General features: G+C 72.2%; 23 protein-coding genes. 17 read left to right on the top strand and 6 right to left on the bottom strand.

The genetic code is table 11. The features are described from left to right. The first annotated feature begins 3 nt into the window (after positions 1 to 3). The 4 genes from ACZ6TB_RS05655 (at position 4) to ACZ6TB_RS05640 (ending at position 4,083) form a co-directional block, all read left to right on the top strand. A complete protein-coding gene (locus tag ACZ6TB_RS05655; RefSeq protein WP_465550984.1) occupies positions 4 to 2,076 on the top strand; it encodes an ATP-binding protein in 2,073 nt (690 codons plus the stop codon). Beyond that, a complete protein-coding gene (locus ACZ6TB_RS05650; protein ID WP_465550982.1) occupies positions 2,076 to 2,507 on the top strand; it encodes a hypothetical protein in 432 nt (143 codons plus the stop codon). The genes ACZ6TB_RS05655 and ACZ6TB_RS05650 overlap by 1 nt, the downstream gene beginning before the upstream one ends. After that, complete coding sequence (locus tag ACZ6TB_RS05645) at positions 2,504 to 3,361, top strand: tetratricopeptide repeat protein (RefSeq protein WP_465550980.1); 858 nt, start codon at positions 2,504 to 2,506, stop codon at positions 3,359 to 3,361. Before ACZ6TB_RS05650 ends, ACZ6TB_RS05645 begins: the two co-directional genes overlap by 4 nt. Positions 3,362 to 3,432: 71 nt before the next feature. Further along, the gene (locus ACZ6TB_RS05640; protein WP_465550978.1) at positions 3,433 to 4,083 is read left to right on the top strand and encodes a hypothetical protein; all 651 of its coding nucleotides are present in this window, start codon (positions 3,433 to 3,435) and stop codon (positions 4,081 to 4,083) included. Here the strand turns inward: ACZ6TB_RS05640 and ACZ6TB_RS05635 are convergent. After that, positions 4,069 to 4,911 carry a helix-turn-helix transcriptional regulator gene (locus ACZ6TB_RS05635; RefSeq protein ID WP_465550976.1) on the bottom strand — a complete coding sequence of 281 codons (843 nt, stop codon included), beginning with the start codon at positions 4,909 to 4,911 and terminating at the stop codon, positions 4,069 to 4,071. The genes ACZ6TB_RS05640 and ACZ6TB_RS05635 overlap by 15 nt on opposite strands. A gap of 102 nt (positions 4,912 to 5,013) precedes the next feature. On the opposite strand from ACZ6TB_RS05635, the gene ACZ6TB_RS05630 reads away from it, so the two are divergent. From ACZ6TB_RS05630 to ACZ6TB_RS05595, 8 genes are all read left to right on the top strand, one after another. Continuing rightward, positions 5,014 to 6,000 (top strand): aldo/keto reductase, encoded by a 987-nt coding sequence (locus ACZ6TB_RS05630; RefSeq protein ID WP_465550974.1) that lies wholly within the window; start codon positions 5,014 to 5,016, stop codon positions 5,998 to 6,000. A 74-nt stretch (positions 6,001 to 6,074) separates the two neighbouring features. Further along, on the top strand, positions 6,075 to 7,313 hold the full coding sequence (locus tag ACZ6TB_RS05625) for an ROK family protein (RefSeq protein WP_465550972.1): 1,239 nt from the start codon (positions 6,075 to 6,077) through the stop codon (positions 7,311 to 7,313). A gap of 76 nt (positions 7,314 to 7,389) precedes the next feature. Then, positions 7,390 to 7,881, top strand: coding sequence for a flavin reductase family protein (locus ACZ6TB_RS05620; RefSeq protein ID WP_465550970.1), 492 nt, complete (start codon positions 7,390 to 7,392; stop codon positions 7,879 to 7,881). Between the two features lie 10 nt (positions 7,882 to 7,891). After that, positions 7,892 to 8,938 (top strand): ABC transporter substrate-binding protein, encoded by a 1,047-nt coding sequence (locus tag ACZ6TB_RS05615; protein ID WP_465550968.1) that lies wholly within the window; start codon positions 7,892 to 7,894, stop codon positions 8,936 to 8,938. After that, positions 8,935 to 9,765 carry an ABC transporter permease gene (locus tag ACZ6TB_RS05610; protein WP_465550966.1) on the top strand — a complete coding sequence of 277 codons (831 nt, stop codon included), beginning with the start codon at positions 8,935 to 8,937 and terminating at the stop codon, positions 9,763 to 9,765. The genes ACZ6TB_RS05615 and ACZ6TB_RS05610 overlap by 4 nt, the downstream gene beginning before the upstream one ends. Beyond that, positions 9,741 to 10,436 (top strand): ABC transporter ATP-binding protein, encoded by a 696-nt coding sequence (locus ACZ6TB_RS05605; RefSeq protein WP_465550964.1) that lies wholly within the window; start codon positions 9,741 to 9,743, stop codon positions 10,434 to 10,436. The genes ACZ6TB_RS05610 and ACZ6TB_RS05605 overlap by 25 nt, the downstream gene beginning before the upstream one ends. After that, positions 10,433 to 11,722 carry an LLM class flavin-dependent oxidoreductase gene (locus ACZ6TB_RS05600; RefSeq protein WP_465550962.1) on the top strand — a complete coding sequence of 430 codons (1,290 nt, stop codon included), beginning with the start codon at positions 10,433 to 10,435 and terminating at the stop codon, positions 11,720 to 11,722. The genes ACZ6TB_RS05605 and ACZ6TB_RS05600 overlap by 4 nt, the downstream gene beginning before the upstream one ends. Then, the gene (locus tag ACZ6TB_RS05595) at positions 11,719 to 12,759 is read left to right on the top strand and encodes an LLM class flavin-dependent oxidoreductase (RefSeq protein ID WP_465550960.1); all 1,041 of its coding nucleotides are present in this window, start codon (positions 11,719 to 11,721) and stop codon (positions 12,757 to 12,759) included. Before ACZ6TB_RS05600 ends, ACZ6TB_RS05595 begins: the two co-directional genes overlap by 4 nt. A gap of 16 nt (positions 12,760 to 12,775) precedes the next feature. Here ACZ6TB_RS05595 and ACZ6TB_RS05590 read toward each other — a convergent pair whose 3' ends face one another. From ACZ6TB_RS05590 to ACZ6TB_RS05570, 5 genes are all read right to left on the bottom strand, one after another. Then, complete coding sequence (locus ACZ6TB_RS05590) at positions 12,776 to 13,465, bottom strand: hypothetical protein (protein ID WP_465550958.1); 690 nt, start codon at positions 13,463 to 13,465, stop codon at positions 12,776 to 12,778. 2 nt (positions 13,466 to 13,467) lie between these two features. Further along, the gene (locus ACZ6TB_RS05585; RefSeq protein ID WP_465550956.1) at positions 13,468 to 14,004 is read right to left on the bottom strand and encodes a hypothetical protein; all 537 of its coding nucleotides are present in this window, start codon (positions 14,002 to 14,004) and stop codon (positions 13,468 to 13,470) included. A 177-nt stretch (positions 14,005 to 14,181) separates the two neighbouring features. Then, on the bottom strand, positions 14,182 to 15,759 hold the full coding sequence (locus ACZ6TB_RS05580; RefSeq protein ID WP_465550954.1) for an MDR family MFS transporter: 1,578 nt from the start codon (positions 15,757 to 15,759) through the stop codon (positions 14,182 to 14,184). A 102-nt stretch (positions 15,760 to 15,861) separates the two neighbouring features. Next, entirely contained in the window at positions 15,862 to 16,428 is a 567-nt protein-coding gene (locus ACZ6TB_RS05575; RefSeq protein WP_465550952.1) for a TetR/AcrR family transcriptional regulator, read from the bottom strand. An 89-nt stretch (positions 16,429 to 16,517) separates the two neighbouring features. After that, positions 16,518 to 17,720 carry a chitinase gene (locus tag ACZ6TB_RS05570; protein WP_465550950.1) on the bottom strand — a complete coding sequence of 401 codons (1,203 nt, stop codon included), beginning with the start codon at positions 17,718 to 17,720 and terminating at the stop codon, positions 16,518 to 16,520. Positions 17,721 to 17,930: 210 nt separating this feature from the next. Between ACZ6TB_RS05570 and ACZ6TB_RS05565 the strand changes: the two genes are divergently transcribed. The 5 genes from ACZ6TB_RS05565 to narI are packed head-to-tail and all read left to right on the top strand — an operon-like array spanning position 17,931 to position 25,732. After that, the gene (locus ACZ6TB_RS05565; RefSeq protein ID WP_465550948.1) at positions 17,931 to 19,130 is read left to right on the top strand and encodes a nitrate/nitrite transporter; all 1,200 of its coding nucleotides are present in this window, start codon (positions 17,931 to 17,933) and stop codon (positions 19,128 to 19,130) included. After that, positions 19,130 to 22,765, top strand: coding sequence for a nitrate reductase subunit alpha (locus ACZ6TB_RS05560; protein WP_465550946.1), 3,636 nt, complete (start codon positions 19,130 to 19,132; stop codon positions 22,763 to 22,765). The genes ACZ6TB_RS05565 and ACZ6TB_RS05560 overlap by 1 nt, the downstream gene beginning before the upstream one ends. Continuing rightward, positions 22,765 to 24,420 carry a nitrate reductase subunit beta gene (gene narH, locus ACZ6TB_RS05555; RefSeq protein ID WP_465550944.1) on the top strand — a complete coding sequence of 552 codons (1,656 nt, stop codon included), beginning with the start codon at positions 22,765 to 22,767 and terminating at the stop codon, positions 24,418 to 24,420. The genes ACZ6TB_RS05560 and narH overlap by 1 nt, the downstream gene beginning before the upstream one ends. Next, positions 24,417 to 25,013, top strand: coding sequence for a nitrate reductase molybdenum cofactor assembly chaperone (gene narJ, locus ACZ6TB_RS05550; RefSeq protein ID WP_465550942.1), 597 nt, complete (start codon positions 24,417 to 24,419; stop codon positions 25,011 to 25,013). The genes narH and narJ overlap by 4 nt, the downstream gene beginning before the upstream one ends. After that, positions 25,010 to 25,732, top strand: a complete 723-nt coding sequence (gene narI / locus ACZ6TB_RS05545; RefSeq protein WP_465550940.1) for a respiratory nitrate reductase subunit gamma — start codon at positions 25,010 to 25,012, stop codon at positions 25,730 to 25,732. Before narJ ends, narI begins: the two co-directional genes overlap by 4 nt. Positions 25,733 to 25,824: the final 92 nt, after the last annotated feature.

The raw sequence follows: 25,824 nt of genomic DNA, 5'->3' as shown, positions 1-25,824 counted from the left end.
CACGTGTCCGGACCCCAGGAGCGACTGGTGGCTCAGCTCGCCCAGATCAAGGAGCTGAGCGGCCTGAGCCTGCGCGCGCTGGCCGCCGAGGCCGGCCTCAGCAGCTCGTCGCTCTCCCGCTACCTGACCGGCCGGCTGGTGCCGCCGTGGGACGCGGTCGTGGCGCTGTGCCGGGCGGTCAGGCGCGACCCGCGGCCGCTGCGCGGCATGTGGTCCGAGGCGTCCCAGGCCGGGCCCGCCGCCCCGCCGCGCCGCAACGACCTGCCGGCCGATCTGTTCGACTTCACCGGCCGCGAGGCGGAGGCGGCCCGGGTCGAGGAACTGCTGCGGACGGCCGGCGCGGCCACGATCGACGGCATGGGCGGGGTCGGCAAGACCAGCCTCGCCCTGCACGTGGCTCACCGGCTGGCCGCCGCCTATCCCGACGGCGGCCTCTATCTCGACCTGCACGGCTTCACGCCCGGCCGGGAGCCGCTGGCGCCGCCGGCCGCGCTCGCCCAGCTGCTGGCCGGGCTCGACGTCACGCACCCGCCGGCGGGCGCGGCCGAGCGGGCCGCGCTGTGGCGCTCCGAGCTGTCCCGCCGCCGCGCGCTGGTCGTACTCGACAACGCGGCCGACGCCGAGCAGGTGCTCCCGCTGCTGCCCGGCGCCGGGCGGTCGGCGGTGCTGGTGACCAGCCGCAACCGCCTGGTCGGCCTGGACGGCGCGCCGCCGGTGTCGCTCGAGCCCTTGGCCGACGGCGACGCCGCCCGGCTGTTCGGGCGGGCGGCCGGGCTCACCCTCGACGGCGACGACGCGGTCGGCCAGGTGCTGCGCGAGTGCGGCGGCCTCCCGCTGGCCCTGCGCATGGCCGGCGCGCGCCTGCGTCACCGTCCGGGATGGACGGTCGCGGTGCTGGCCGAGCGCCTGCGCGACAACGCCGGCCGGTTCGACGCCGTCTTCGGCATGTCGATCCAGCAGCTCGACGCCGGTCAGCGCCGCCTGTTCCGGCTGCTCGGGGTGCTGCCGGGCGAGGATTTCGACGCCGGGGTGGCGGCCGCCCTCATCGGCGGCCCGGCCGACGCGCTTCTCGAGGAGCTGGTCGACGCGCACCTGGTGCGGGAGACGTCGCCCGGCCGCTATCACATGCACGACCTGATCCGCCGGTACGCGTCGGACCTCGCGGCCGAGGAGGAGCCGCGCGCCGACGACGCCGTCCGCCGGGTGCTGGCTCACTACCTGGCCCGGGCCACCGCCGCCACCGACGATCCGGCCTGGTTCGACCTGGAGTACGTGAACCTGGTCGCCGCCTTCGACGCCGCCGTCCGCCTCGGCGCCGACGAGGTGGTCGCCGAGCTGCCGGGGGCGATGCGGGTCTGGTTCTTCCGCCACCGCGGCACCGACGACCAGGCCCGCATGCTGGCGGCCGCGGCCGACGCGGCCGGGCGGCTGGGCCGCGACCGGTCCGCGCCGCTGGCCGACCTCGGCTTCGTGCACGCCGCGGCCGGCCGGCTCGACGAGGCGCTCGCCGCCTACTCCCGGGCCGCCGCGCTCGAACCGGCGGACGAGCTGGCCGCCGGGCTCGCGCTGCGCACCGGCTTCGTCTGCCGCGACCTCGGCGACTATCCGGCCGCGCGGGCGCACTTCCGCCGGGCGGCGAAGCTGTTCGAGGCGCTGGGCCAGGCCGGCGGGCAGTCGCAGGCGCTGGCCTTCGACGGCTGGGTGACGCTGCGGCTCGGCGAGCCGGCCGAGGCCGTCGCGCTGGCCCGGGCGTCCCTCGCGCTCGCGCAGGGCCCGGCGCGGGTGACCGGCCTGGTGACGCTCGGGCTCGCGCTGGCCGCGACCGATCTCGACGAGGCGCTGCGCGCGCTGCACGAGGCGCTGAGCCTGGCCGAGCGGGCCAACCTCCAGCACCACCGGGCGTGGTGCCACAGCAGCCTCGGCGTGGCGTTGCGCACCGGTGGCCGGCTCGACGAGGCGCTGGAGCATCATCGGCGCGCCCTCGAGCTGCTCGAACCACTGGCCGAGGCGCAGCTCGAGATCGACTGCCGGCGCGACTACGCGGAGACGCTGGCCCTCACCGGGAACGGGGACTGATGCGGGACGAGCTGTTCCGGCCGACCATCAAGGAGCGGCCCGCCGCCGGCCCGCCACCCTGGCGGCCCGACTCGATCTTCTATCCGGCGTTCTTCGGCGGCCCGCTCACCGCCACCGCGCTCGGCCTGCTCAACGGGCGGCGGCTCGGCCTGGCCCGGGACCGGCTGCTCGTGATCGCCGCGGCCGGCGCGGTCTGCTTCGCCGCCCGCGTCGTGGTGAGCGCGATCTACGGCGGCGGGTCGGCCCTCCGGCTGGCCGGCGCGATCTCCGGGGTGCTGGCCGCCCTGGTGGTCGGGATCGTCGAGCGCCGCGCGTTCCGGGCATTCCTTTACCGCGGCGGCGAGCCGGACCGGCTGTTCTGGCCGGGCCTGCTGACCGCCATCGGCTGCGGCCTCGTCGAGGCCGTCGTCATCGTCCTGGTGATCCGATGACGGCGCTGGCCCGCGCCTACGCGATGCTCGACGCCGGGCGCCCCGAGGATGCCCTCACCGCGCTGGCCACGCTGCCGGCCGCCGAGGTGATGGATCCGGTCGCGGCCAAGCTGCGCTGTGCGGCGCTCGCCCAGCTCGACCGCTGGGCCGAGGCGGGCGACGCGGCCCGGGCCGGGCTGGCCGAGAACGGGCCCGATCCCGACCTGCTGTACTGGCTGGCCCGCGCCGAGCACCAGGCCGGGCACGCCGAGGTGGCCGAGCGGTTGCTGCTGGCCGGGCTGGCGATCGCTCCCGAGGACGTCGACCTGCTCTGCGCGTACGCGGACCTCTGCGCCGCCGAGGGCCAGGTCGACAAGGCGGCCCGGCTGGTCGCCCTCGCCGCCGCCCGGAACCCCCAGGCGCCGATGGTCTACGCGACCCGGGTCAAGGTGGCCTACGCCCGCGGCGACGACCGGGAGGCCCAGCGCATCAGCCGCGAGTACGTGGGCGCCCATCCCGCCGATCCGGTCGCGAACGCGTTGCTGGGCAGCACGAGCGCGGCGCGGGGCCAGGTGGGGGAGGCCTACGCGGGCCTCCGCCGGGCCGTCGCCGAGATGCCCACCGAGCAGGTGTACGCGGAGTCCGCCCTCGAGATGCGGATAGCGAGCCACCCGCTGATGTTCCCGCTGCGCCCGATCCTGCGTTTCGGCCCGCTCAAGGTCTGGCTGGTCGCGGTGGCCACGATCTCCGCCCTGCGCTTCGTGGCCTCGCCGCCGGTGGCCTTCCCGATCGCCGTGGCCTGGTTCGCCTACTGCGTCTACTCCTGGGTCGTCCCGCCCGTGCTGAGGTGGCGCCTCCGCCGCCAGTGGCCGTAGGCGAGCAGGAGACGCTGGACGGCTTCAAGTAACGTCTGCTCGGCGACATGAGGGGGCGCGGGAAAATGGGCATGATCGGGTTCACGGACAATTACCAGGACCGGTCGACGCACGAGGGCTATCAGTTCGAGTTCTTCTGCGAGCGCTGCGGGAACGGCTATTCGTCGTCGTTCAAGCGGTCCGCCATGAACTTCGGCGGCAAGCTGCTGCGGATGGGCGGCGACCTGCTCGGGGGCGAGTGGGGCCGCAAGGCGTCCGAGATCGGATGGGACGCCACCTGGGTGCGGGACGGCACCCGCGGCCCGGCCTGGGACAAGGCGCTGGAGAGCGCGGTCGAGGAGATCCGGCCGCACTTCCACCAGTGCCACCGCTGCGGCGAGTGGGTCTGCGGCCAGGTCTGCTGGAACGACCAGCGCGGTGTCTGCGTGAGCTGCGCGCCCAAGCTCGACCAGGAGATCGTGGGCATGCAGGCACGCGCCCAGGTCGAGCAGCTCAACGACCGCATCCGACAGGTCGACTGGACCGAGGGAACCGTCTACGGCCAGGCGGCCGTCGGCCGGTGCCCGTCCTGCGCCGGCGACTCCGGCGGCGGGAAGTACTGCCAGCATTGCGGCACCCCGCTCGCGGCCGCGCCCGAGGCGAGCAAGTTCTGCGGCCAGTGCGGCGCCAAGTTCGGCGCGAACGCGATGTTCTGCACGGGCTGCGGCTCACCGGCTGCCTGAGAATTCCTCCATTCCCAGTACGCGGAGCAGGTCCAGCCGTTCGCGGGTCTCGGCGTCGGCCGGGGTGAGCACCAGCAGTTGCTGACCCTGGTCCGGCGTCATGAGCGTCTCGCAGTCCATGGTCAGCGGGCCGACCCGCGGGTTCGTGAACGTCTTGCGGTCGGCGCGCCGCACCGCCACCTCGTGGTCGGCCCACAGCCGCCGGAAGTCCGCGCTGGCCGTGCGCAGCCGCTCGACGAGCCCGTCCACCACCGGATCGCCCGAGCGGCGGCCGGCGACCGCGCGCAGGTCGGCCACGAGCTGCCGGGCCTGGTGCTCGCGCTGCTCGGGCGGGTGCGCCTCGCGTACGCCGGGCTCGGTGAAGAACCGGTACGCGAGATAGCGCCGATCGCCGGCGAAGCCCATGTGGTCGCCGCTGAGCAGGACCGAGGCCCGGTTCTGGGCGAGCACCTCGCCGAGGTCGGAGATCACCATCGCCGGGGTGTCGCCGAGCAGGTCGAGCACCCGCAGCAGGCCGGCGCGGGCCAGCCGGGCGACCCCGTCGGCCGGCGGCGGCCGATGCCCGGCCAGGTGGAACAGGTGGTCGCGCTCGTCGTCGGAGAGCCGCAGCGCGCGGGCCAGGGCGCCGATCAGCTGGGTCGACGGCTGGCTGCTGCGGCCCTGCTCGAGCCGGACGACGTAGTCGACCGACATGCCCGCGAGCATCGCCACCTCCTCGCGGCGCAGGCCGGTGGTGCGGCGGCGGGGGCCGTCGGGAAGGCCGACCTCGGCCGGCCGGATCGCCTCGCGGCGCCGGCGCAGGAAGTCCGCGAGCTGGTCACGCTGCATGTCTCCATGCTGCCTCGCGGCCCGGTCGCCCAGCCAGGGAGTGGCTCTCCCACGATGAGCGCTCCGCTCCCGCGCCGCCCGCAACGGCGGCACGGTGGTGACATGCAGACACGAACTCTGGGAACCACCGGCCGGGCCGTCTCCGCCCTCGGCCTCGGCGCGATGAGCATGTCGGGTGCGTACGGGCCGGCCGACCGCGACGAGAGCATCGCCACCGTGCGCGCCGCGCTGGACGCCGGGATCACGTTGATCGACACCGGCGACTTCTACGGCATGGGCCACAACGAGCTCCTCCTGGCCGAGGCGCTGCACGGCCGGAACCGCGACGACTACCTGCTGAGCGTCAAGTTCGGCCAGCAGGTCGGCCCGGGCATGCGCTTCGCCGGGCAGGACGGCCGGCCCGAGTCGGTGCGCAACTTCCTCGCGTACTCACTGACCCGGCTCGGCGTCGACCACATCGACATCTACCGTCCCGCGCGGCTGGACCCGCGGGTGCCGATCGAGGACACGGTCGGCGCGATCAAGGAGATGATCGACGCGGGCTACGTGCGCTACGTGGGCCTCTCCGAGGTGGGCGCGGAGACCATCCGGCGGGCGCACGCCGTGCACCCGATCGCCGACCTTCAGATCGAGTACTCGCTGCTCTCCCGGGCGGTCGAGGCCGAGGTGCTGCCCACCCTGCGGGAGCTGGGCATCGGCCTGACCGCGTACGGGGTCCTGGGCCGTGGCCTGATCTCCGGCACCTGGCGTCCGGGCCGCCCGGACGACCCGCGCAACCGCAGCCCCCGGTTCTCGGCCGGCAACGTCGAGCACAACCTCGCCCTGGTCGAGGCGCTGGGCCGGGTCGCCGAGGCGAGGGGCTGCACCGTCGCCCAGCTGGCCATCGCCTGGGTGGCCGCCCGGGGCGACGACATCGTGCCGCTGGTCGGCGCCCGCACCCGGGCCCGGCTGGCGGAGGCCCTGCCCGCGCTCGACGTGCGGCTCTCGCCCGACGACCGCGCCGAGATCGAGAAGGCGATCCCGGCCGGCTCGGCCCGCGGCGACCGCTACCCGGCGGCGTTCATGGCGAGCCTCGGCGTCGGGAATTGAGCGGACGTTACCGACCGTAAAACGTGTCGTGACAGAACGCGGTACCGCGGGGAAATCGACGCTAGCCTCGGCGCATGATCCGGCGCGATCTCCCGGTGGCCGAGTCCCGGCCGACCCGGGACTCGGCGGCGGCGGTGCTGCGGGCGATCCTCGACCACGGCCCGATCGCCCGCAGCTCGGTGGCACGGGCGTCCCGGCTCTCGGCCGCCTCGGTGACCGGCATCGTGGCGTCCCTGGTGGACGCCGGCCTGGTGCGCGAGGTCCCGGAGGCGGCCGGCCCGCCCGGCAACGGCCGTCCGCACGTGCCGCTGGACATCGAGCCGGACGGCGTCGCCGTCATCGGCGCGCACATCGCCGTCCCGCGCACCACGGTGGCGCTGCTCGATCTGCGCGGCCGGGTTATCGCCCAGCGCCAGGACCCGCACGGCGCCCGCGACCCGCGCAGCGTTCTGGCCGCGCTCGCCGCCCGGGTCGGCGCGCTGCGCCGGGAGCACGCCGCCGGCCGCACGATCCTCGGCCTCGGGCTGGCCACCGGCGGCTGGGTGGACGCCGCCAACGGCACGGTCGTCGACCACAACATCCTGGGCTGGCAGCACGTGCCGGTCGCCGCCACGCTGGCCGCCGCCACCGGCCTGCCGGTGCGGGCCGACTGCAACTCGCGCGCGCTGCTGCGCGCCGAGCAGCTCTTCGGAGCGACCACCCGGCGCGTACGAGGAAGCGCCGTCCACCTCTTCGTCGGCAACGTGGTCGACGTCGCCTTCGCCACCGGCGGCGCCGTCCATCAGGGACCACGCTCCGCCGCCGGCGCGGTCGCGCACCTCCCGGTCGAGGGTTGCGCCGAGCTCTGCGCCTGCGGCCGCACCGGTTGCCTGCAGGCCGCCGTCTCCGAACGCACCCTGGTCCGCCGTGCCGTCGCCGCCGGCCTGATCGACCGCCCCGAGCTGCGCGCCCTGATCGACCTGGCCCGAAGCGGAATCCCCGCGCCGGGTGGAATCCCCGCGCCGGGTGGAGACCCGGCCCGGAGCGCAGCCGCCGCGGCCCTCGCGCTCCTCGAGGAGCGTGCCCGCCTCGTCGGGCGCGCCGCCGCGCTGCTGCTCGATCTCTTCGACCCCGAGGTCCTGGTCGTCGCCGAGGCCGGCGTGAACCGGCTCGACTCCTGCCTCGCCACCCTGCGCGCCGAGACCGCGGCCTGGTCGGCGGCCGGCGCCGACGCGGCGCGGATCGTGCGCCGCACCAGCTTTCCGGGCGACGTCCTGGCCGTGGCGGGCGGCGCCGTCGCGCTCGACGGGGTCTATGCGCATCCCCTCGAGTGACCCGGCTCACATGGATGACCGTTAATTCAGCTCGGCGCAAACTTGCCTACTAATCCTATAGCCATACTATGAATTCATGACCACCGTAACCCCCGCCCAGGTCGACGCCACGCTGTTCCGGCAGGTCTTCCGCCGGCACCCGGCCGGCGTCGCGGTCGTGACCACCGACGCGGGACGCGGCGCCGCCGGCGTCACCGTCACGTCGCTCGCCTCGCTGTCCGCCGATCCGGCGCTGCTGTCGTTCGGCATCAACGCGACCGCATCCATCTGGCCGCACCTGCGCGACGCCCGCACCGCCGTCGTGCACCTCCTCGGCGCCGCGCACGCGGTCACCGCCCGCACGTTCGCCACCAGCGGCATCGACCGGTTCGCGGCGCCCACCCGCTGGCGCCGGCTGCCCACCGGCGAGCCCGTTCTCGACGACGTAGCCGCCTGGCTGCGGATCGCGATCGAGCACCGCCTCCCGGCCGGCGGCTCGCACCTGGTCATCGGCCGCGTCGAGGAGGCCGAGCTCGCCGGCCACCACCCCCCGCTGCTCTACCACGACGGCAGCTACCACGCCCTGTGAGAGGACGGTCATGAAAAAGGCCCTGGCCGCCCTGACGGCCCTGTTCGTCATATCCGCCTGCGGCGGCACGAGCTCCGCGGCGACCCTGGAACTGACGGCGGCGCTGCCGGAACAGATCCCCAGCGGCACTGAGCTCCGGATCGGCGACCCGTCGATCCAGGCCATCCTCACCGCCTCCGGGCTCGACCGGGAACTGGCCGGCGCGGGCGTGACCGTCGAGTGGGCCAACATCAGCGGCGGCCCGCAGAGCATCCAGGCGTTCCGCGGCGACAAGCTCGACTGCAGCGCGGTCGCCGACATCCCGTCACTGTTCGCCGCCTGGACGGGCACCTCGACGAGGATCGTCTTCCAGTCGGTCACTCTCGACCCGCTACAGCATCCGACGTACGAGCTGGGAATCGCGCCCGGGGTGAGGGTCGCCTCCCTGGCCGATCTCCGCGGCAAGAATATCGCCTACAGCGCCGGTCAGGCGCAAGGCGCGCTGGTCCTGCGCGTGCTGCAGAAGGCCGGGCTCACCCAGAAGGACGTGACCCTGGTCGACCTGACCAGCAACGGCGACTCCTACCCGACGGCGCTGGGCAGCAGGGCGGTCGACGTCGCCCCGCTCGGCTCCTCGATCCTGGCCCGATACCAGGGCAAGTACCCCGGCGCCGGCTCGATCAGGACCGGCATCCGGGACGACGCGTCCACGCTCTACTGCCTGACCAAGTCGGTGCGGGACGCCGGGAAAGCCGCGGCGCTCAAGGCGTACGTCGCCGTGCGGGCCAGGGCGCTGCTCTGGCAGAACGACCACCCCGACGAGTACGCGAAGGCCTACCTCCAGGCCGTTCAGGGGCTCAGCGCGGCCGATGCGAAGGCCTACCTCGACGTGGGCGGCGACAAGGGCATCCCGGCCACCTGGGACAACGCGCAGACCCGGCTCCAGGAGACCGCCGACCTGCTGGCCACCGAGCAGAAACACGACAAGCTCGACGTACGTACGCTGGTCGACCGCCGTTTCGAGAAGGTCGAGGCGGACGCCGCCGCCGGCAAGGTAGTCAGCGGTGATGCGGCATGACCACCGTCCTCGTCACGAAGATCAACGACAAGGCGGATGCCAGAGTCGTACGCCGCCGGCTGGGCCCGGGACCGCGGATCCGGTTCGCCTTCTGGGTCGGCCCGGTCGTCCTGCTCGCCGCCTGGGCCGCCGGATCGGCCACCGGGCTGGTCAGCCCCGCGATCCTGACCGCGCCCTGGGACGTGGTCGAGGCGTTCCGCACCCAATGGGTCGAGCACGACCTGCTCGGCGACATCCTCTCGTCACTGCACCGGGCCGTGCTCGGGCTCGCCCTCGGCGTACTCGGGGGAACGCTTCTCGCCGTTGTCTCCGGCCTCTCCCGGATCGGCGAATCCCTGGTGGACGGCCCGATCCAGATCAAGCGGTCGATCCCGACGCTCGCGCTCATCCCACTGTTCATCGCGTGGTTCGGCATCGGCCAGGAGATGAAGGTCGTCACCATCGCCCTCATCACGCTGATCCCGATCTACATCAACACTCACAACGGCCTGCGCGGCATCGACGGCCGCTACGCCGAGCTGGCCGAGACCATCGGCATCTCGCGCGGCGAGTTCGTCCGGCACGTGGTGTTGCCCGGCGCATTGCCCGGTTTCCTGCTCGGGCTGCGCTTCGCCGTCACCTCGTCGCTGCTCGGCCTGGTCGTCGTCGAGCAGTACAACGCCACCGCCGGCATCGGCCACATGATGACCCTCGCCGGCGAGTACGGGCAGACCGACGTCATCGTCGTCGGCCTGGTCATCTACGGCATCTTCGGCTTCCTGGCCGACACCGCGGTGCGCCTCACCGAGAGGAGGGCATTGTCATGGCGACGGACACTGGAGAGCTGACCGCGGTTCGCGTACGCGATCTGCACCGCTCCTTCAGCCGCAACGGTGGCGTGCTGAACGGACTCGACCTGGACATCGCGCCCGGCGAGTTCGTGGCCCTGATCGGCCGCTCCGGCACCGGCAAAAGCACCCTGCTGCGGGCCTTGGCCGGCCTCGACCGCGACGTCGCCGGGCACGGCCGGATCGCCGTCCCCGACGCCGTCTCGGTGGTGTTCCAGGACTCCCGCCTGCTGCCCTGGAAGCGGGTGCTGGACAACGTCGTGTTCGGCCTGCGGGGCGCCGACGCCGATGCACGAGGCCGGCAGGCGCTGGCCGAGGCCGGGCTGGCCGGCCGCGAGCGGGCCTGGCCCCATCAGCTCTCCGGCGGCGAGCAGCAGCGAGCCGCACTGGCCCGGTCGCTGGTCCGCGAGCCCCAGCTCCTGCTGGCCGACGAGCCGTTCGGGGCGCTGGACGCGCTGACCCGCCTCAAGATGCACGCGCTGCTACGGAAGCTCTGCGCGACGCACAAGCCGGCGGTGCTGCTGGTCACCCACGACGTCGACGAAGCGATCGCGCTCGCCGACCGGGTGATCCTGCTCGACCACGGCGTCATTCATGCGGACGTACGCGTCGACCGGTCCCCGGCCGAGCTGCGCGCCTTCCTTCTCGACGGTCTGGGGGTACACCAGTGACCACGCTGCACCTCAACGCCTTCCTCATGGGCGTCGGCCACCACGAGGCGTCGTGGCGGCTGCCGGAGAGCGACCCGTACGCGAGCTGGGACGTGAAGCACTTCCAGAACCTGGCCCGGATCGCCGAGCGCGGCAAGCTCGACTCGGTCTTCCTCGCCGACAGCCCCGTGCAGATGGGCGATCCCGGGCGGCGGCCGGCCGGTAAGCTCGAGCCCACCATCCTGCTGACCGCGCTGGCCGGCGTGACCGAGCACATCGGACTGATCGCGACGGCGTCGACGTCGTACAACGAGCCCTACAACCTGGCCCGCCGGTTCGCCTCGCTCGACCACGTCTCGCACGGCCGGGCCGGCTGGAACATCGTCACCACCGCGGGCGCCGACGCGGCCCGCAACTTCGGCCTCGACGACGTGCCCCTGCACCGCGAGCGCTACGAGCGGGCGGCCGAGTTCGTCGAGGTCTCCACCCGGCTGTGGGACAGCTGGGCCGACGACGCGATCCTCGCCGACAAGGCGGCCGGCGTTCACGCCGACGCCGCCAAGGTGCGGGCCGTCAACCATCGCGGCCGGTTCTTCCGGGTCGACGGACCGCTCAACGTACCGCGCTCACCGCAGGGCCATCCGCTGCTGGTGCAGGCCGGCTCGTCGGAGGACGGCAAGCAGTTCGCGGCCCGGCACGCCGAGGCCGTCTTCACCGCGCAGCAGACCCTGGACGAAGCCCAGGCGTTCTACCAGGACCTCAAGAAGCGCGCCGCCGACCTGGGCCGCGACCCGTCCGGCGTCAAGATCCTGCCTGGCATCGTGCCGGTCATCGGCGACACCGAGGCCGAGGCGCGCGAGCTCGAGGCCGAGCTGGAACGGCTGATCAGTCCGGCGTACGCGCTGCGGCACCTCGAAGAGCTGTTCCGGACGCGACTCGATCTCGACGCGCCGCTGCCGGACGACCTGCCCGCCGAGGCCGAGATCGAGGGCGCGAAGAGCCGGTACACGCTGATCGTCGACCTGGCCCGCCGCGAGCACCTGACCGTGCGGCAGCTCATTGCCCGGCTCGGCGGCGGACGCGGCCACCGCACCTTCACCGGCACCCCGGTCCAGGTCGCCGATGCCATCGAGGACTGGTACGACAACGGCGCCGCCGACGGCTTCAACATCATGCCCGCCGTGCTGCCGTCGGGCCTGTCGGCTTTCGTCGACAAGGTGGTCCCGATCCTCCAGGAGCGAGGCCTCTTCCGCACCGAATACACCGGCACCACCCTGCGCGACCACTACGGGCTGGCGCGGCCATGACCTTTCTCTGGTACATCCCCAACACGGTCGAGCCCGGGCATCGCGGGGACGACGCGGTGGCCGGCTACGGGACGCTCGAGCACTCGGTCGAGCTCGCCCGCACCGCCGAGGAGCACGGCTGGCAGGGCGCGCTGATCGGCACCGGCTGGGGGCGGCCGGACACGTTCACGGTGGCCACCGCGATCGCCGCGCGCACCACCACCTTCCGGCCGCTGGCGGCGATCCGGCCCGGCTACTGGCAGCCGGCCCACTTCGCCGGCGCGGCCGCGACCCTCGACCACCTCAGCGGCGGCCGGCTGCTCGTCAACATCGTGAGCGGGCAGGACAACCTGGCCGCATACGGCGACGCCGAGGGCGACCAGGCCCAGCGGTACGCGCGCACCAAGGAGTTCATGCGCCTGGTCCGTCGCTTGTGGACCGAGGAGAGCGTCACCTTCGCCGGTGAGCACTTCCACGTGACGGACTCGACCGTCGTGCCCCGGCCCCGCGGAACCGGCCCGCGCCTCTACTTCGGCGGCGCGTCGGCGGCGGCCGAGCGGGTCGCCGCCACCGAGGCCGATGTGCAGCTGTTCTGGGGCGAGCCCCTGGACGGCATCGCCGAGCGCATCGACCGGCTGCGCGGCCTGGCCGGGACGCTGGGCCGCGACCTGCCGCCGCTGGAGTTCGGCCTGCGCGTCACCACGCTGGTCCGCGCCACCACCGAGGAGGCCTGGCGTGACGCCGAGGCGAAGGTGTCCGCGATGGCGCCACGAACCGAACAGCTGCGCGGCCCGGCCGTGGGCCAGCAGCGCCTGCTCGACCTGACCGCCCGCGGCGACGTGCTCGACACGTGTCTCTACACCGCGCCGGCCCGGCACGGCGGCGGGGGAGCGGGCACCACCTGGCTGGTCGGCTCGCCCGACGACGTGGCCGCCGCGCTGCGCCGCTACGCGGACCTCGGCGTCACCCACTTCGTCCTGTCCGACACCCCCTACAAGCAGGAGACGGCCCGCGTCGGCGACGCCCTGATCGACCGCCTCACCCCCGTCCTGCATTGACCGCGCCGCGGGCCGGTCATCGCTCCCAGACGGTGATGCGAAATCCGGATCGGCCCGCGTCGTCGAGGCCGAGGAAACGCGCGGCGGCGACGCGGCCCTCCGTGCTGAAGACGCAGAACCAGCCGCCCTCGGGCAGGTCGAACAGCGGCAGTCCCGGGTCGGCCTCGGCGGCGGTACGGCACTGCTGATAGCCCGGCTCCCCGTCGCCGAGCCGGCGCTCCAGCCGGGCGCCGCCGCCGGGGGTGACCTCGGTGTAGTAGTCCTTGCGGAGATCCGAGCCCGCATCCTTGCGCTGCGGCGGCCGGGTGTCGACATCCAGGCCGCCGCTGCTCAGCCAGGAGTCGCCGGTCCAGCGGACCTTCGGTGTCACCGGTGTCACCGGTGTCACCGGCGTCACCGGCGTCACCGGCGTCACCGGCGTCACCGGCGTCACCGGCGTCGCCTTGACGCTCCGTGGCGAGGTGGACGAAGAGGGCGACGGCGAGCCGGGCGACGCCGATCGGGACCCGGCCGTCCGGGACGAGGCCGATCCCGGCGTGGTCCGAGTTGGCGGGGACAAAGCGGACGTGATCGTCGTGGACGGCGTAGCGCTTCCCTCGCCGGCGGCCTGATAGACCGCCACGAACAGCGACAGCGCCGCCACCGGGAGCCCGACCACGGTGGCGACCGCGACCGACCTCGTGCCGAAGATGCCTTTCGCGGTCATGGTCAGCAGTCCTGGTCATACGACAGCCCGTCGAGGATCAGGGTCTTGTACGCGAAGCCGTAGCCGGCCGGGTCGTCGCAGTCGACGTATGACCAGCTCATCGTCAGGTCCTGCGCGCCCAGATGGAGGGTCATGGTCGTCTCCTCGACGACGACGGTGCCGGTGATCTCGGCGCCGTTGAAGGCGAACGTGACCGTGCCGTCGGCGGTGAAGCGGTAGCTCCGGCCGCCGGTCGAGTCGTTCCACGAGCCGCCGCCCCACGTGCCGACCAGTTGCCGCGGCACCCGCGAACGCGGCGGCGCGGCGGGGGCGGCCGGCGCGGCCGGGGCGGCCGGTGCGGCGGGGGCGGCCGGGGAGGCGGGGGCGGCCGGGGAGGCGGGGGCGGCCGTGGTGGGCTCGGTTGCCGGCACGCGGGGAGAGGTGGGCGGCTGGACGGTGGGACGGACCGGCGGGTAATCGCCGGACCCGTCGCTCCCGCACGCCGGCAGGAGCAGGGTCGAAGCCATCACTGCGATCAACAACGGGCGTGTGCGTGTCATGGGAACGAGCCTTGGCCGCCCGCGGGCCGCGCCGCATGAGGCGGGTGTCCCCACCACCGCGGGCGATTCTCCCGGCCGGCCGGGACATCGAGGAGGGAGCCGGGCGGGGGAGACGGACATGACGACGCCGGGCGCCACCCCGAAGGAGGTGACGCCCGGCGCGGTGGTGCGGGTGGGTCAGCCGACCGGCTGCTCGACCGGGGCGGCGGCGGCCGTGGCGGGGGCGGTCTCGCCGGCGGCGGGCTTGCTGCCGCGCAGCGGGACATGCTTCACGAACAGGGCGACCACGAAGCCGAGGGCGGCCACGGCGCTGCCCCAGAGGAACAGGCTCGTGATGCCGTTGGTGACCGCCTGCTGGAACAGGTGCTGCGCGGCCTCGGGGAGGTTGCGCAGGGCGGCGGGGGTGATCGACGACGTCGAGACCGCGCCGGAGCCGGCGGCGCCGGACTGGGCGATGGTGTCGGTCAGGTGGTGGGCGTAGATGGCGCCGAGGATGGAGACGCCCAGCGAGCTTCCCATGTTGCGCAGGAAGGTCGAGGCGCCGGTGCCGGCGCCCATGTCGCGCGGGTCCAGGCTGTTCTGGGCGATCAGCGTGCTGGTCTGCATGATGCCGCCCATGCCGGCGCCGAGGATGACCATGTAGATCGCGGTGGTCGTCTGGGACGTGCCGAGGCCGACGGTGGTGAACAGGAACATGCCGATGGCCACCAGGACGGCGCCGGCGATCGGGTAGATGCGGTAGCGGCCGGTGCGGCTGATCACGTTGCCGACCAGGATGCTCACGACCATCACCGCGATCATCATCGGCATCAGGAGCAGGCCGCTGTTGGTGGCCGACGCGCCCTGCACGAACTGCTGGTACTGCGGGAGGTAGCCGATCGCGCCGAACAGGGCGAAGCCGGAGATGAAGGCGATGCCGCCGGCCAGGGCGAAGTTGCGGTTCTTGAAGACGCGCAACGGCATGATCGGCTCGGGGCGGCGGCGCTCGACGGCGATGAAGGCGATCAGGCCGCCGACGGTCAGCGCGCCGAGGCCGAGGATCTGCGGCGACGTCCAGTCGTACTGGGTGCCGCCCCAGGTGGCGATCAGGACGAGCGAGGTGATCCAGACGGTGAGCAGGCCGGTGCCGAGCCAGTCGATGCGGGCGTGGCCGGTGCCGCGGGGCAGGCGGGCCAGGGTGATCCAGGCGACCACCAGCGCGACGGCGCCGAGCGGCAGGTTCACGTAGAAGGCCCAGCGCCACGACAGGTGGTCGGTGATGAAGCCGCCGATCAGCGGGCCGCCGATCAGCGCGACCGGCATGACCGCCATCATGACGCCCTGGTAGCGGCTGCGGTCGCGGGGCGGGATCATCTCGCCGATGATCGACAGCACGCCGACCACGAGGCCGCCGGCGCCGAGACCCTGGACGGCCCGGAAGGCGACCAGCTCGGCCATGTTCTGCGCCATGCCGCAGAGCGCCGAGCCGACGAGGAACAGCGAGACCGCCGCGACGAAGGTGATCCGCCGCCCGTACAGGTCGCCGAGCTTGCCCCAGATCGGCGTGGCGATCGTGGTCGCCAGGATGTAGCCGGTCGTCACCCAGGCCAGGTGCTCGAGCCCGCCGAGGTCGCCGACGATGGTCGGCAGCGCCGGTGCGACGATCATGTTGTCGAGCATCGCGAGCAGCATGGCGATCACCAGGCCGCTCATCGTCACCAGGATCTCGCGGTGGCTGAAGCCCAGCCCGGCGGGAGCGTTTTCTTGCTTGGCCATGGGAACGGCCTCTCGTCTCGGAACTACCGGCACCTTGCGAACTAGCTAATCGACCGGCTAGGTAAAAAGCTTAGAAATATAGCTAGCCAGCCGTCAAGCTAATTACCGGGAAGGTGATCCGGCTCGCAGTACCTCGAGCGCCACGACGAGGGCGGCCGCCCGGGCTTCCTGGTCGTCGGCGATGCCGAGCTTCACCGCGGCGTTGATGTGCTGGACGGTCGAGATCGCGGTGATCGCCCGGGTGTAGTCGAGGACGCTCGGGTCGTCGCCGGCGAGGGCGGTGACCAGGCGAACCTGCGCCGCGCGCATGTCGGTGCCGATCGGCAGGCCGAGGATCTCGGTGTGGTTCTGCCGGACCAGCTCGGTCAGCTCTCGGCCCCAGGCGGCCTGGTGCTCGGCGTACCGTCGCAGGAGATCTTCACGCCCGGACGGGGTGAGCTCCGCCTGGTCGAGGAGGACATCGAGGCCGTCGAGCCAGCCGCGGAGGATGGCCGAGATGATGTCTTCCTTGGTCTTGTAGTGGAAGTAGAGCGCGGCCTTGGTCACGCCGAGCTCCTCGGCGATCTCGCGCAGGGACGTGTTCGCGTACCCCTGCTCGACGAACAGGCGCAGCGCGACGGAGAGGATCCGGTCGCGGGTGTCGGTGCGCCGGTGGTCCACGCGTTCCATGCCGCCATTCTAGATAGCTTGACGGCGGGCTAGCCAACAGTGAAGGCGCGCCGGTCGGAAAACCGGCGCGCCCCTCATCTCGTACGGGATCAGCAGGCGCCGTTGTCGGCCCAGACGTCCCATTGACCGCTGTGGGTGGCGGGCGACTCGTTCTGCGTCCACCACTTCGCGGTGTACTTGTGGCCGTTCTGGCTCACCTGGTTGCCCTGGGTGTAGACCGCGGTGGCGCTCCACGCGGCGATCGTGCAGGTGCCGCCCCCGCCCGGCGTGGTGGGCGTCGTCGTCGGGATCGTGGTCGGCGGGGTGGCGCCGGCGAAGCGCGCCGAGTACTTCGTGAACTCCCACGGCGTCTGCGGCACGCTGCTGCACGTGCCCGAGGTCGTGCTCTGGTTGGGGTCGGCGCACTGCCGGTCGCGGTTCACCGACCAGTTCGTGTAGCGGGCGAGCTTGTGACTGGTGGCGTAGTCGAGCGTCGTCTGGAAGTCGGCCTGCCGGAAGTACTCGCCGGCGTCGCTGCGGCCGTTCATCTGAGAAATGCCTTCATGGGCGTACGCGGTGGCGCTGTCCCAGCCGAAGGTGTTCATCAGGATGGTGTGGAACGCCTCGAGCGCCGACACCTGCGAGCCGCCGCCGTTGAAGCCGCCGTCGAACGGCATGATCGAGAAGTTCGCCGGCGTGAAGCCCTGCGACTTGGCCTCGTTCAGCATCTGCGTGCCGAACCAGCCGGTGCCGGCCGCCGTTCCCGCGGTGGTGATCGACACGTACAGGCCCGGGTTGTCGGCCTGGAGGATCCGCGCCGCGCCGATCTCGTTGTGCACGGCCGCGGTGTTCTCGTACTCGGGCTCCTCGAGGTCGAAGTCCATCGCCTTGAGGGCATATTTCGAAACCACTTGCTGGTACGCGGCGGCGGTCGCCTCCGGGCTGCCGCAGGTCTGACCGAGCTTGGTGCCGCCGTAGCCGCCGATCGAGACGCTGACGTCGCCGCCGTTCGACCGGATCCGGCTGATCATCGCGGCGGCCTCGGTGTCCGAGGAGACGGCGCGGGTGCCGTCCCAGGTCGGCGAGCAGCCGCCGCCGTTGGGGGCGAGGATGAACGCCAGCTGGAAGGCCTTCTGCCCGGTCGCGTTCATGACCTCGACCGGGTCCGGCGGGCTGTTGTCGAACGGCATCAGGTACGGCGCCGAGGCGTACCAGTTGCTGGTGAGGGTGGCGGCGTCGGCCTGGGTGGCCACCGCGACGCCGGTCGCGGCGAGGGCCAGGGCGCCGGCCCCGGCGATGAGCAGTCTCTTCATGGGTGCTCCCGGTTGAAGGGGGATAGACCGCGGTAAAATCTTTAACAAAGTTTCTTATTCTTTACCGGTTCTGTCCACCCGGTCTTCCTGATCGGGTCCCGGGGCTCTCCGGTTGGGGTACAAAGTCCCTGTCGCGGACGCCACTCGACCCGAGACCCTGAGCTACGAAGTCCGGCCGCGGGCCGGACTCGGGCGCGGATGGAAGAGTCGATGAACGCTGGTAGGCAGCCCGGTCGGCCGGGCTTGATGCTCGCCCTCGCGACGGTCGGCTTCGCCGTCAACTTCTGGGCCTGGGCGCTGCTCAGCCCGCTGGCGGTGAAGTTCACGACGGCGCTGCACCTGAGCTCGTTCCAGCAGGCGCTGCTGGTCGCGGTGCCGGTGATCGTGGGCTCGCTGGGGCGCATCCCGGTCGGGGCGCTCACCGACCGGTTCGGCGGACGGATCATGTTTCCGCTGGTCTCGGCGGCGACCATCGTGCCGGTGCTGTTCCTCGGGCTGTTCGGGCACGACTCGCTGGCGGCGCTGCTGGTCGGCGGGTTCTTCCTCGGCATCGGCGGCACCGCGTTCGCCGTCGGCGTGCCGTTCGTGAACGCCTGGTTCCCGCCCGAGCGGCGCGGCACCGCGGTCGGCATCTTCGGCGCCGGCATGGGCGGCACCGCGATCAGCGCGCTGACCACGGTGAAGCTGGTCAACGCGTACGGCACCGCGACGCCCTTCGTGCTGACCGCCATCGTCCTGGCCGGCTATGCCGTGGTCGCCTTCCTGGTGCTGCGCGACGCCCCGGACCGCCCGGTGCCGACCGCGCCGCTGGCCGCCCGGCTCGCCTCGGCGCTGCGGCTGCGCATCACCTGGCAGGCCTCGGCGCTGTATGCGGTCGCCTTCGGCGGATACGTCGCGTTCAGCGTCTACCTTCCGTCCTATCTGAAGACCGCGTACGGGCTGACCCAGGCCGACGCCGCGAACCGGATGGCCGGCTTCGTGCTGCTCGCCGTGATCATGCGGCCCGTCGGCGGCTGGCTCTCCGACCGGACCCCGCCGGCCCGCGTCCTCGGCGCCGCGCTCGCCACCGTCGTGGCCGGCGCCATTGTGCAGTCGTTCACGCCCGACCTGGCGCCCCTGGGGACGATCGCGTTCCTGGGCATGGCGGCCGCGCTCGGCATCGGCAGCGGCGCCACGTTCGCGCTCGTCGCCCAGCGCGCCCCGGCCCAGCAGGTCGGCTCGGTCACCGGCGTGGTCGGCGCGGCCGGCGGCCTCGGTGGCTTCGTGCCGCCGCTGGTCATGGGCGTCATCTACGGGCAGTACAGCAACTATGCGCTCGGCCTGGCGCTGCTGGCGGTGGTCGCGTTCGCCGCGCTGCTGCTGGACATCCTGTCCGTCGGGCGTGGACGCGACGTGAAGGCGGTGGCCTGATGAGCCTCGACGATCCGCTGACCGAGGCGCTGGTGGGCACCCGCCGGTTCTTCACCCGGGGCGAGGTGTCGGAGGACCGGCGGACGCTGTTCCAGATCGGTGGCCGGCAGGCGGACGTCTTCTACCGGGACCGGTGGTCGCACGACAAGGTGGTGCGCTCGACCCACGGCGTGAACTGCACCGGTTCGTGCTCCTGGAAGGTGTACGTCAAGGACGGCATCATCACCTGGGAGGCGCAGCAGACCGACTACCCGAGCGTCGGCCCGGACCGGCCGGAGTACGAGCCGCGGGGCTGCCCGCGCGGGGCGGCCTTCTCCTGGTACACCTACTCGCCGACGCGCGTGCGGTACCCGTACGTGCGCGGGATTCTGCTCGAGATGTACCGCGAGTCGCGGCAGCGGCTGGGTGATCCGGTGGCCGCATGGGCGGAGATCACCGGCGATCCGGAGAAGGCCCGGCGCTACAAGTCGGCGCGCGGCCGGGGTGGGCTCGTGCGCGCGAGCTGGGACGAGGCGACCGAGATGATCGCGGCCGCGCACGTGCACACGATCAAGGCGTACGGACCGGACCGGCTCGCCGGCTTCTCGCCGATCCCGGCGATGTCGATGGTGTCGCACGCGGCCGGCGCCCGCTTCTACAACATGATCGGCGGCGCGATGCTGTCGTTCTACGACTGGTACGCCGACCTGCCGGTTGCCTCGCCACAGGTGTTCGGCGACCAGACCGACGTGCCCGAGTCGGGGGACTGGTGGGACGCCGGCTACCTGATCATGTGGGGCTCGAACCTGCCGGTCACCCGGACGCCGGACGCGCACTGGATGGCCGAGGCGCGCTACCGGGGGCAGAAGGTCATCGCCGTCGCGCCGGACTATGCCGACAACGTGAAGTTCGCCGACGAGTGGCTGGCGCCCGCGCCGGGCACCGACGGGGCGCTCGCGATGGCCATGGGACACGTCATCCTCAAGGAGTTCTTCGTCGACCGGCGGACGAGCTACTTCACCGACTACGTCGGCAAGTACACCGACCTGCCGTTCCTGGTGACGCTGGACGACGCGGGGGACGGGACGTACCGGCCGGGCAAGATGCTGACCGCGGCCCAGCTGCCGGGCGCGCTCGCCGGCGCCGAGAACGCCGCCTTCAAGACGGTGCTGCTGGACAGCGACGGAATGCCGGTGGTGCCGAACGGCTCGCTGGGCCACCGGTACGGCAAACCCGGCTCGTGGAACCTTGACCTCGGCTCGGTGGAACCGCTGCTCTCCGCGGACGGCGGCCGGGAACCGGCGGTCACGGTTGTGCTGCCCCGCTTCGACACCGCCCACGGGGACGCGACGACGATGCGCCGGGGCGTCCCGGTGCGGCGCATCGGCGAGCACCTGGTCACGACGGTCTACGACCTGCTGCTGGCCCAGTACGGCGTGTCCCGGCCCGGCCTCCCGGGACAATGGCCGAGCGGGTACGACGACGCCGCCGAGCCCTACACCCCGGCCTGGCAGGAGACGATCACCGGCGTGCCGGGCCCGGCCGCCGCGCGGATCGCCCGCGAGTTCGCGACCAACGCCGAGGAGTCCCGCGGCCGGTCGATGATCATCATGGGGGCGGGGACCAACCACTGGTTCCACTCCGACACGATCTACCGGGCGTTCCTCACGCTCACGACGCTGACCGGGTGCCAGGGCGTCAACGGCGGCGGCTGGGGCCACTACGTCGGGCAGGAGAAAGTTCGCCCGATCACCGGCTACAGCGTGCTCGGCACCGCCTCCGACTGGGTGCGCCCGGGCCGCCAGATGATCCAGACCGCGTACTGGTATCTGCACACCGACCAGTACCGGTACGACCCGTTCTCGGCCGCGACCCTCTCGGCCACCGGCCCGGAGGGCGCCTTCGCGGGGCGCAGCACGGCCGACCTGATCGCCTCGTCGGCGCGGATGGGCTGGATGCCGTCGGTGCCGCACTTCAATCGCAACCCGCTCGAGCTCGCCGGCGAGGCGCAGGCGGCGGGCAAGCCGGTCGCCGACCACATCGTGGCCGGGCTGAAGGACGGCAGCCTGCGCTTCGCCTGCGAGGACCCGGACGCCCCGGAGAACTTCCCGCGGGTGCTGACCATCTGGCGGGCGAACCTGCTCGGCTCGTCGGCGAAGGGCAACGAGTACTTCCTGCGCCATCTGCTGGGGACGGACAACGCCGTACGCGCGACCGAGTCCCCGGATTTCCCGGAGCCGGCGCCGACCGGGAAGCTCGACCTGCTGCTGACCCTCGACTTCCGGATGACCTCGACCACCATCTACTCCGACATCGTGCTGCCGGCCGCCACCTGGTACGAGAAGCACGACCTCAACACCACCGACATGCACCCGTTCGTGCACTCGTTCAACCCCGCGATCGCGCCGCCCTGGCAGACCCGTACCGACTGGGACGCGTTCATGACCATCGCACGCGCGTTCAGCGCCCTCGCCCAGGACCACCTCGGCACGCGGACCGACGTGGTCGCCGCGCCGCTGCTGCACGACACCCCGGACGAGATGGCCAACCCGTACGGCCGGGTCGCCGACTGGAAACGGGGCGAGTGCGAGCCGATTCCCGGCCGGACCATGCCGAAGCTCGTCGCCGTGGAGCGCGACTACACCGCGATCGCCGACAAGATGGCGTCGCTGGGACCGTTGCTCGACACGCTCGGCGCCAGCACCAAGGGCGTCACCTTCGACGTCGGCAAGGAACTGGACTACCTGCGGCGGAAGAACGGCGTCGCGGCGAACGGCCGGCCGTCGATCGCCCGCGACGTGCAGGCGTGCGAGGCGATCCTCGCGCTCTCCGGCACCACGAACGGGCGGCTCGCGACCCAGGGCTTCCGCACCCTGGAGAAACTGACCGGGGTGGAGCTGGCCGACCTGGCGGCCGAGCACGAGGGCAAGCAGATCACCTTCGCCGACACCCAGTCGCGGCCCACGCCCGTCATCACGTCGCCGGAGTGGTCCGGCTCCGAGTCCGGGGGACGGCGCTACTCGCCGTTCGTCATCAACGTCGAGCGCCTCAAACCGTGGCACACGCTCACCGGCCGGCAGTCCTTCTACCTCGACCACGACTGGATGGCCGAGCTGGGGGAGTGGCTGCCGACGTACCGGCCGCCGCTGAACATGCACGCCCTGTTCGGCGAGCCGGCGGTCGGCGACCAGGGTGCGCTCGGCATCACGGTGCGCTATCTGACGCCGCACAACAAGTGGTCCATCCACTCCGAGTATCAGGACAACCTGTTCATGTTGTCGCTGTCCCGCGGCGGTCAGCTCATCTGGATGTCCAAGGAGGACGCCGCGAAGATCGGCGTGCACGACAACGACTGGATCGAAGCGGTCAACCGCAACGGCGTGGTGGTCGCCCGCGCCGTCGTCTCGCACCGGATGCCCGAGGGCACGGTCTACATGCACCACGCCCAGGACCGGCTGATCGACGTGCCGCGCACCGAGACCAACGGCCGCCGCGGCGGCATCCACAATTCGCTGACCCGGCTGCTCATCAAGCCGTCGCACCTGATCGGCGGGTACGCCCAGCTGTCGTTCGCGTTCAACTACCTCGGGCCCACCGGCAACCAGCGCGACGAGGTCACCGTCATCCGCCGCCGTTCGCAGGAGGTCGAGTACTGATGCGCGTCATGGCCCAGATGGCGATGGTGATGAACCTCGACAAGTGCATCGGCTGCCACACCTGCTCGGTCACCTGCAAGCAGGCGTGGACCAACCGCAGCGGCGTCGAGTACGTCTGGTTCAACAACGTCGAGACCCGGCCCGGCCAGGGCTATCCGCGCCGCTACGAGGACCAGGAGACGTGGCGCGGCGGCTGGACGCTGAACCGGCGCGGCCGGCTCACGCTCAAGGGCGGCGGACGTTTTTCCAAGCTGCTGCACATCTTCTCCAACCCGAAGCTGCCGGCCATCCAGGACTACTACGAGCCCTGGACGTACGACTACGAGACGCTCACCAACGCGCCGCTGCAGGAGCACACGCCCGTCGCCCGGCCCAAGTCGCTGCTCTCCGGGCAGGACATGAAGATCTCGTGGTCGGCGAACTGGGACGACAACCTCGGCGGCTCGCCCGACCACGGCGACAAGGACGTGCTGCTGAAATCCATCGCCGGCAAGGTGAAGTTCGAGTTCGAGCGAACCTTCATGTTCTACCTGCCGCGGATCTGCGAGCACTGCCTCAACCCGTCCTGCGCGGCCTCCTGCCCGTCCGGCGCCATCTACAAGCGCACCGAGGACGGCATCGTGCTGGTCGACCAGGACAAGTGCCGGGGCTGGCGGATGTGCGTCTCCGGCTGCCCGTACAAGAAGGTGTACTTCAATCACCGCACCGGCAAGGCCGAGAAATGCACGTTCTGCTTCCCGCGCATCGAGGTCGGCATTCCCACCGTGTGCTCGGAGACCTGCGTGGGCCGCCTGCGCTACATCGGATTGATGCTGTACGACGCGGATGCCGTGCTCGCCGCCGCATCGGTCCCGTCCGACCGGGACCTCTACGAGGCGCAGCGCGGGGTCTTCCTCGACCCCGGCGACCCGGCCGTGGTGGCGGCGGCCGAGCGGGCCGGCATCCCCCGCGACTGGATCGAGGCGGCGCAGCGCTCGCCGGTGCACGCGCTGATCACCAAGTACCGGGTGGCGCTCCCGCTGCACCCGGAATACCGCACGATGCCGATGGTCTGGTACATCCCGCCGCTGTCCCCGGTCGTCGACGTCGTGCGCGACACCGGCTACGACGCCGAGGACCGCGGCAACCTGTTCGCCGCCATCGAGGCGTTGCGCATCCCGGTCGACTACCTGGCCCAGCTGTTCACGGCCGGCGATCCCGGGCCGGTCGACGCGGTCCTGCGGCGGCTCGCGGCGATGCGCTCGTACATGCGCGACATCAACCTCGGGCGCGACCCGGACGAGTCGATCCCGGCCGCGGTCGGCTTGACCGGCGAGCAGATGTACGAGATGTACCGCCTCCTGGCGCTGGCCAAGTACGACGAGCGCTACGTCATCCCGCCCGCACACGCCGAGCAGGCCCACTCGCTCGAGGAACTGGCCACCGAGTGCAGCCTCGACTACGAGGGCGGCCCGGGCATGGGCGGATCGGGACCGTTCGGCGAGGCGTCCGGCGGCACGACGCCGATCGCGGTGGAGAACTTCCACATGCTGGTCGAGCGCCAGACCAGCGACACCGTCGTCGACCCCGGCGAGAAGGAGCTACGGGTGAACCTGCTGAACTGGGACGGCAAGGGCCGCCCCAAGGGCCTCTTCCCGCCCCGGCGCGACTCGTGAGCGCCCGCGCCTGGCAGTGCCAGTCCCTGCTGATCGGCTACCCCGACGCGGTGCTCTACGACCGGTTGGATCTGCTCTCGTCGGCGGCCCGGACGCTGCCGGAGCCGGTCGGCGAGCCGCTGCTGCGTTTCATCGCGCACGCCCGGGCCACGCCGGCGGCCCGGCTGACCGCCGACTACGTGTCCACTTTCGACCATCGCAAGCGCTGCTGCCTCTTCCTCACGTACTACGCACACGGCGACACCCGCAATCGGGGCATGGCGCTGCTGGGGCTGAAGCAGACGTACGCGGCGGCCGGCCTGTCCCTCACCGACGACGAGCTTCCCGATCACCTCGCCGTCGTCCTCGAATACGCCGCCGCCGTCCCGGCCTCGGGCGCCCAGCTGCTGGCCGAGCACCGGGCCGGGCTGGAACTGCTGCGGCTGGCCCTGCACGACGCCGCCTCGCCGTGGGCCGCCGTCATCGACTCGGTCGCGGCAACGCTCCCGGCCCTGGCCGGCGACCAGCGCACGGCCGTGGCCCGGCTCGCCGCCCAGGGCCCGCCCGCCGAGAAGGTCGGCCTGGCCCCCTACTCCCAAGGAGCGTCACGGTGACCTCCACGCTGCTGTTCGTCGTCGTCCCGTACCTGAGCATCGCGATCTTCATCGGCGGTCACATCTGGCGGTACCGCTACGACAAGTTCGGCTGGACCACCCGCTCGTCCCAGCTCTACGAGCGCCGCCTGCTGCGGGTCGGCAGCCCGCTGTTCCACTTCGGCATCCTGCTGGTCGCCCTCGGCCACGTCGGCGGCCTGCTCATCCCCGAGTCGTGGACCGATGCCGTGGGGATCAGCGAGACCGCGTACCACGCCGTCGCCGTCACGCTCGGCACCGTGGCCGGCTTCTGCACCCTGGCCGGCGCCGCCATTCTGATCTACCGCCGGCGCACGGTCGGCCCGGTCTTCTCCGCGACCACCACCAACGACAAGGCGATGTACGTCCTGCTGATCGGCACGATCCTGCTCGGCCTCGGCACCACCGTCCTCGGCAACCTCACCGGCCATCCGCACGACTACCGCCTGACGGTGGCGCCGTGGTTCCGCTCGATCTTCTACCTGCGCCCCGACACGAGCCTCATCGAGGCCGCCCCGATCGGCTTCCGGCTGCACGTCCTGGCCGCCTGGGCGCTCTTCGCCTTCTGGCCGTTCAGCCGCCTCGTCCACGTCTTCTCGGCCCCGCTCGGCTACCTGACCCGCCCCTACATCGTCTACCGCAGCCGCGACGCCCAACTCGGCGCCCGCCCCGCCCGCCGCGGCTGGGAACGCATCCGATAGTCCCTTTCTCGCGGCCATTCACTCCAACGGGTGAATGGCTGCCTTCATCGCTCTCCGGGGTCGGCCGATCGATTGTGGACGCTCGGCCGAAT

This window comes from Actinoplanes sp. NPDC051537, from assembly GCF_055586105.1.
This window is presented reverse-complemented; position numbering and strand designations above follow the sequence as displayed.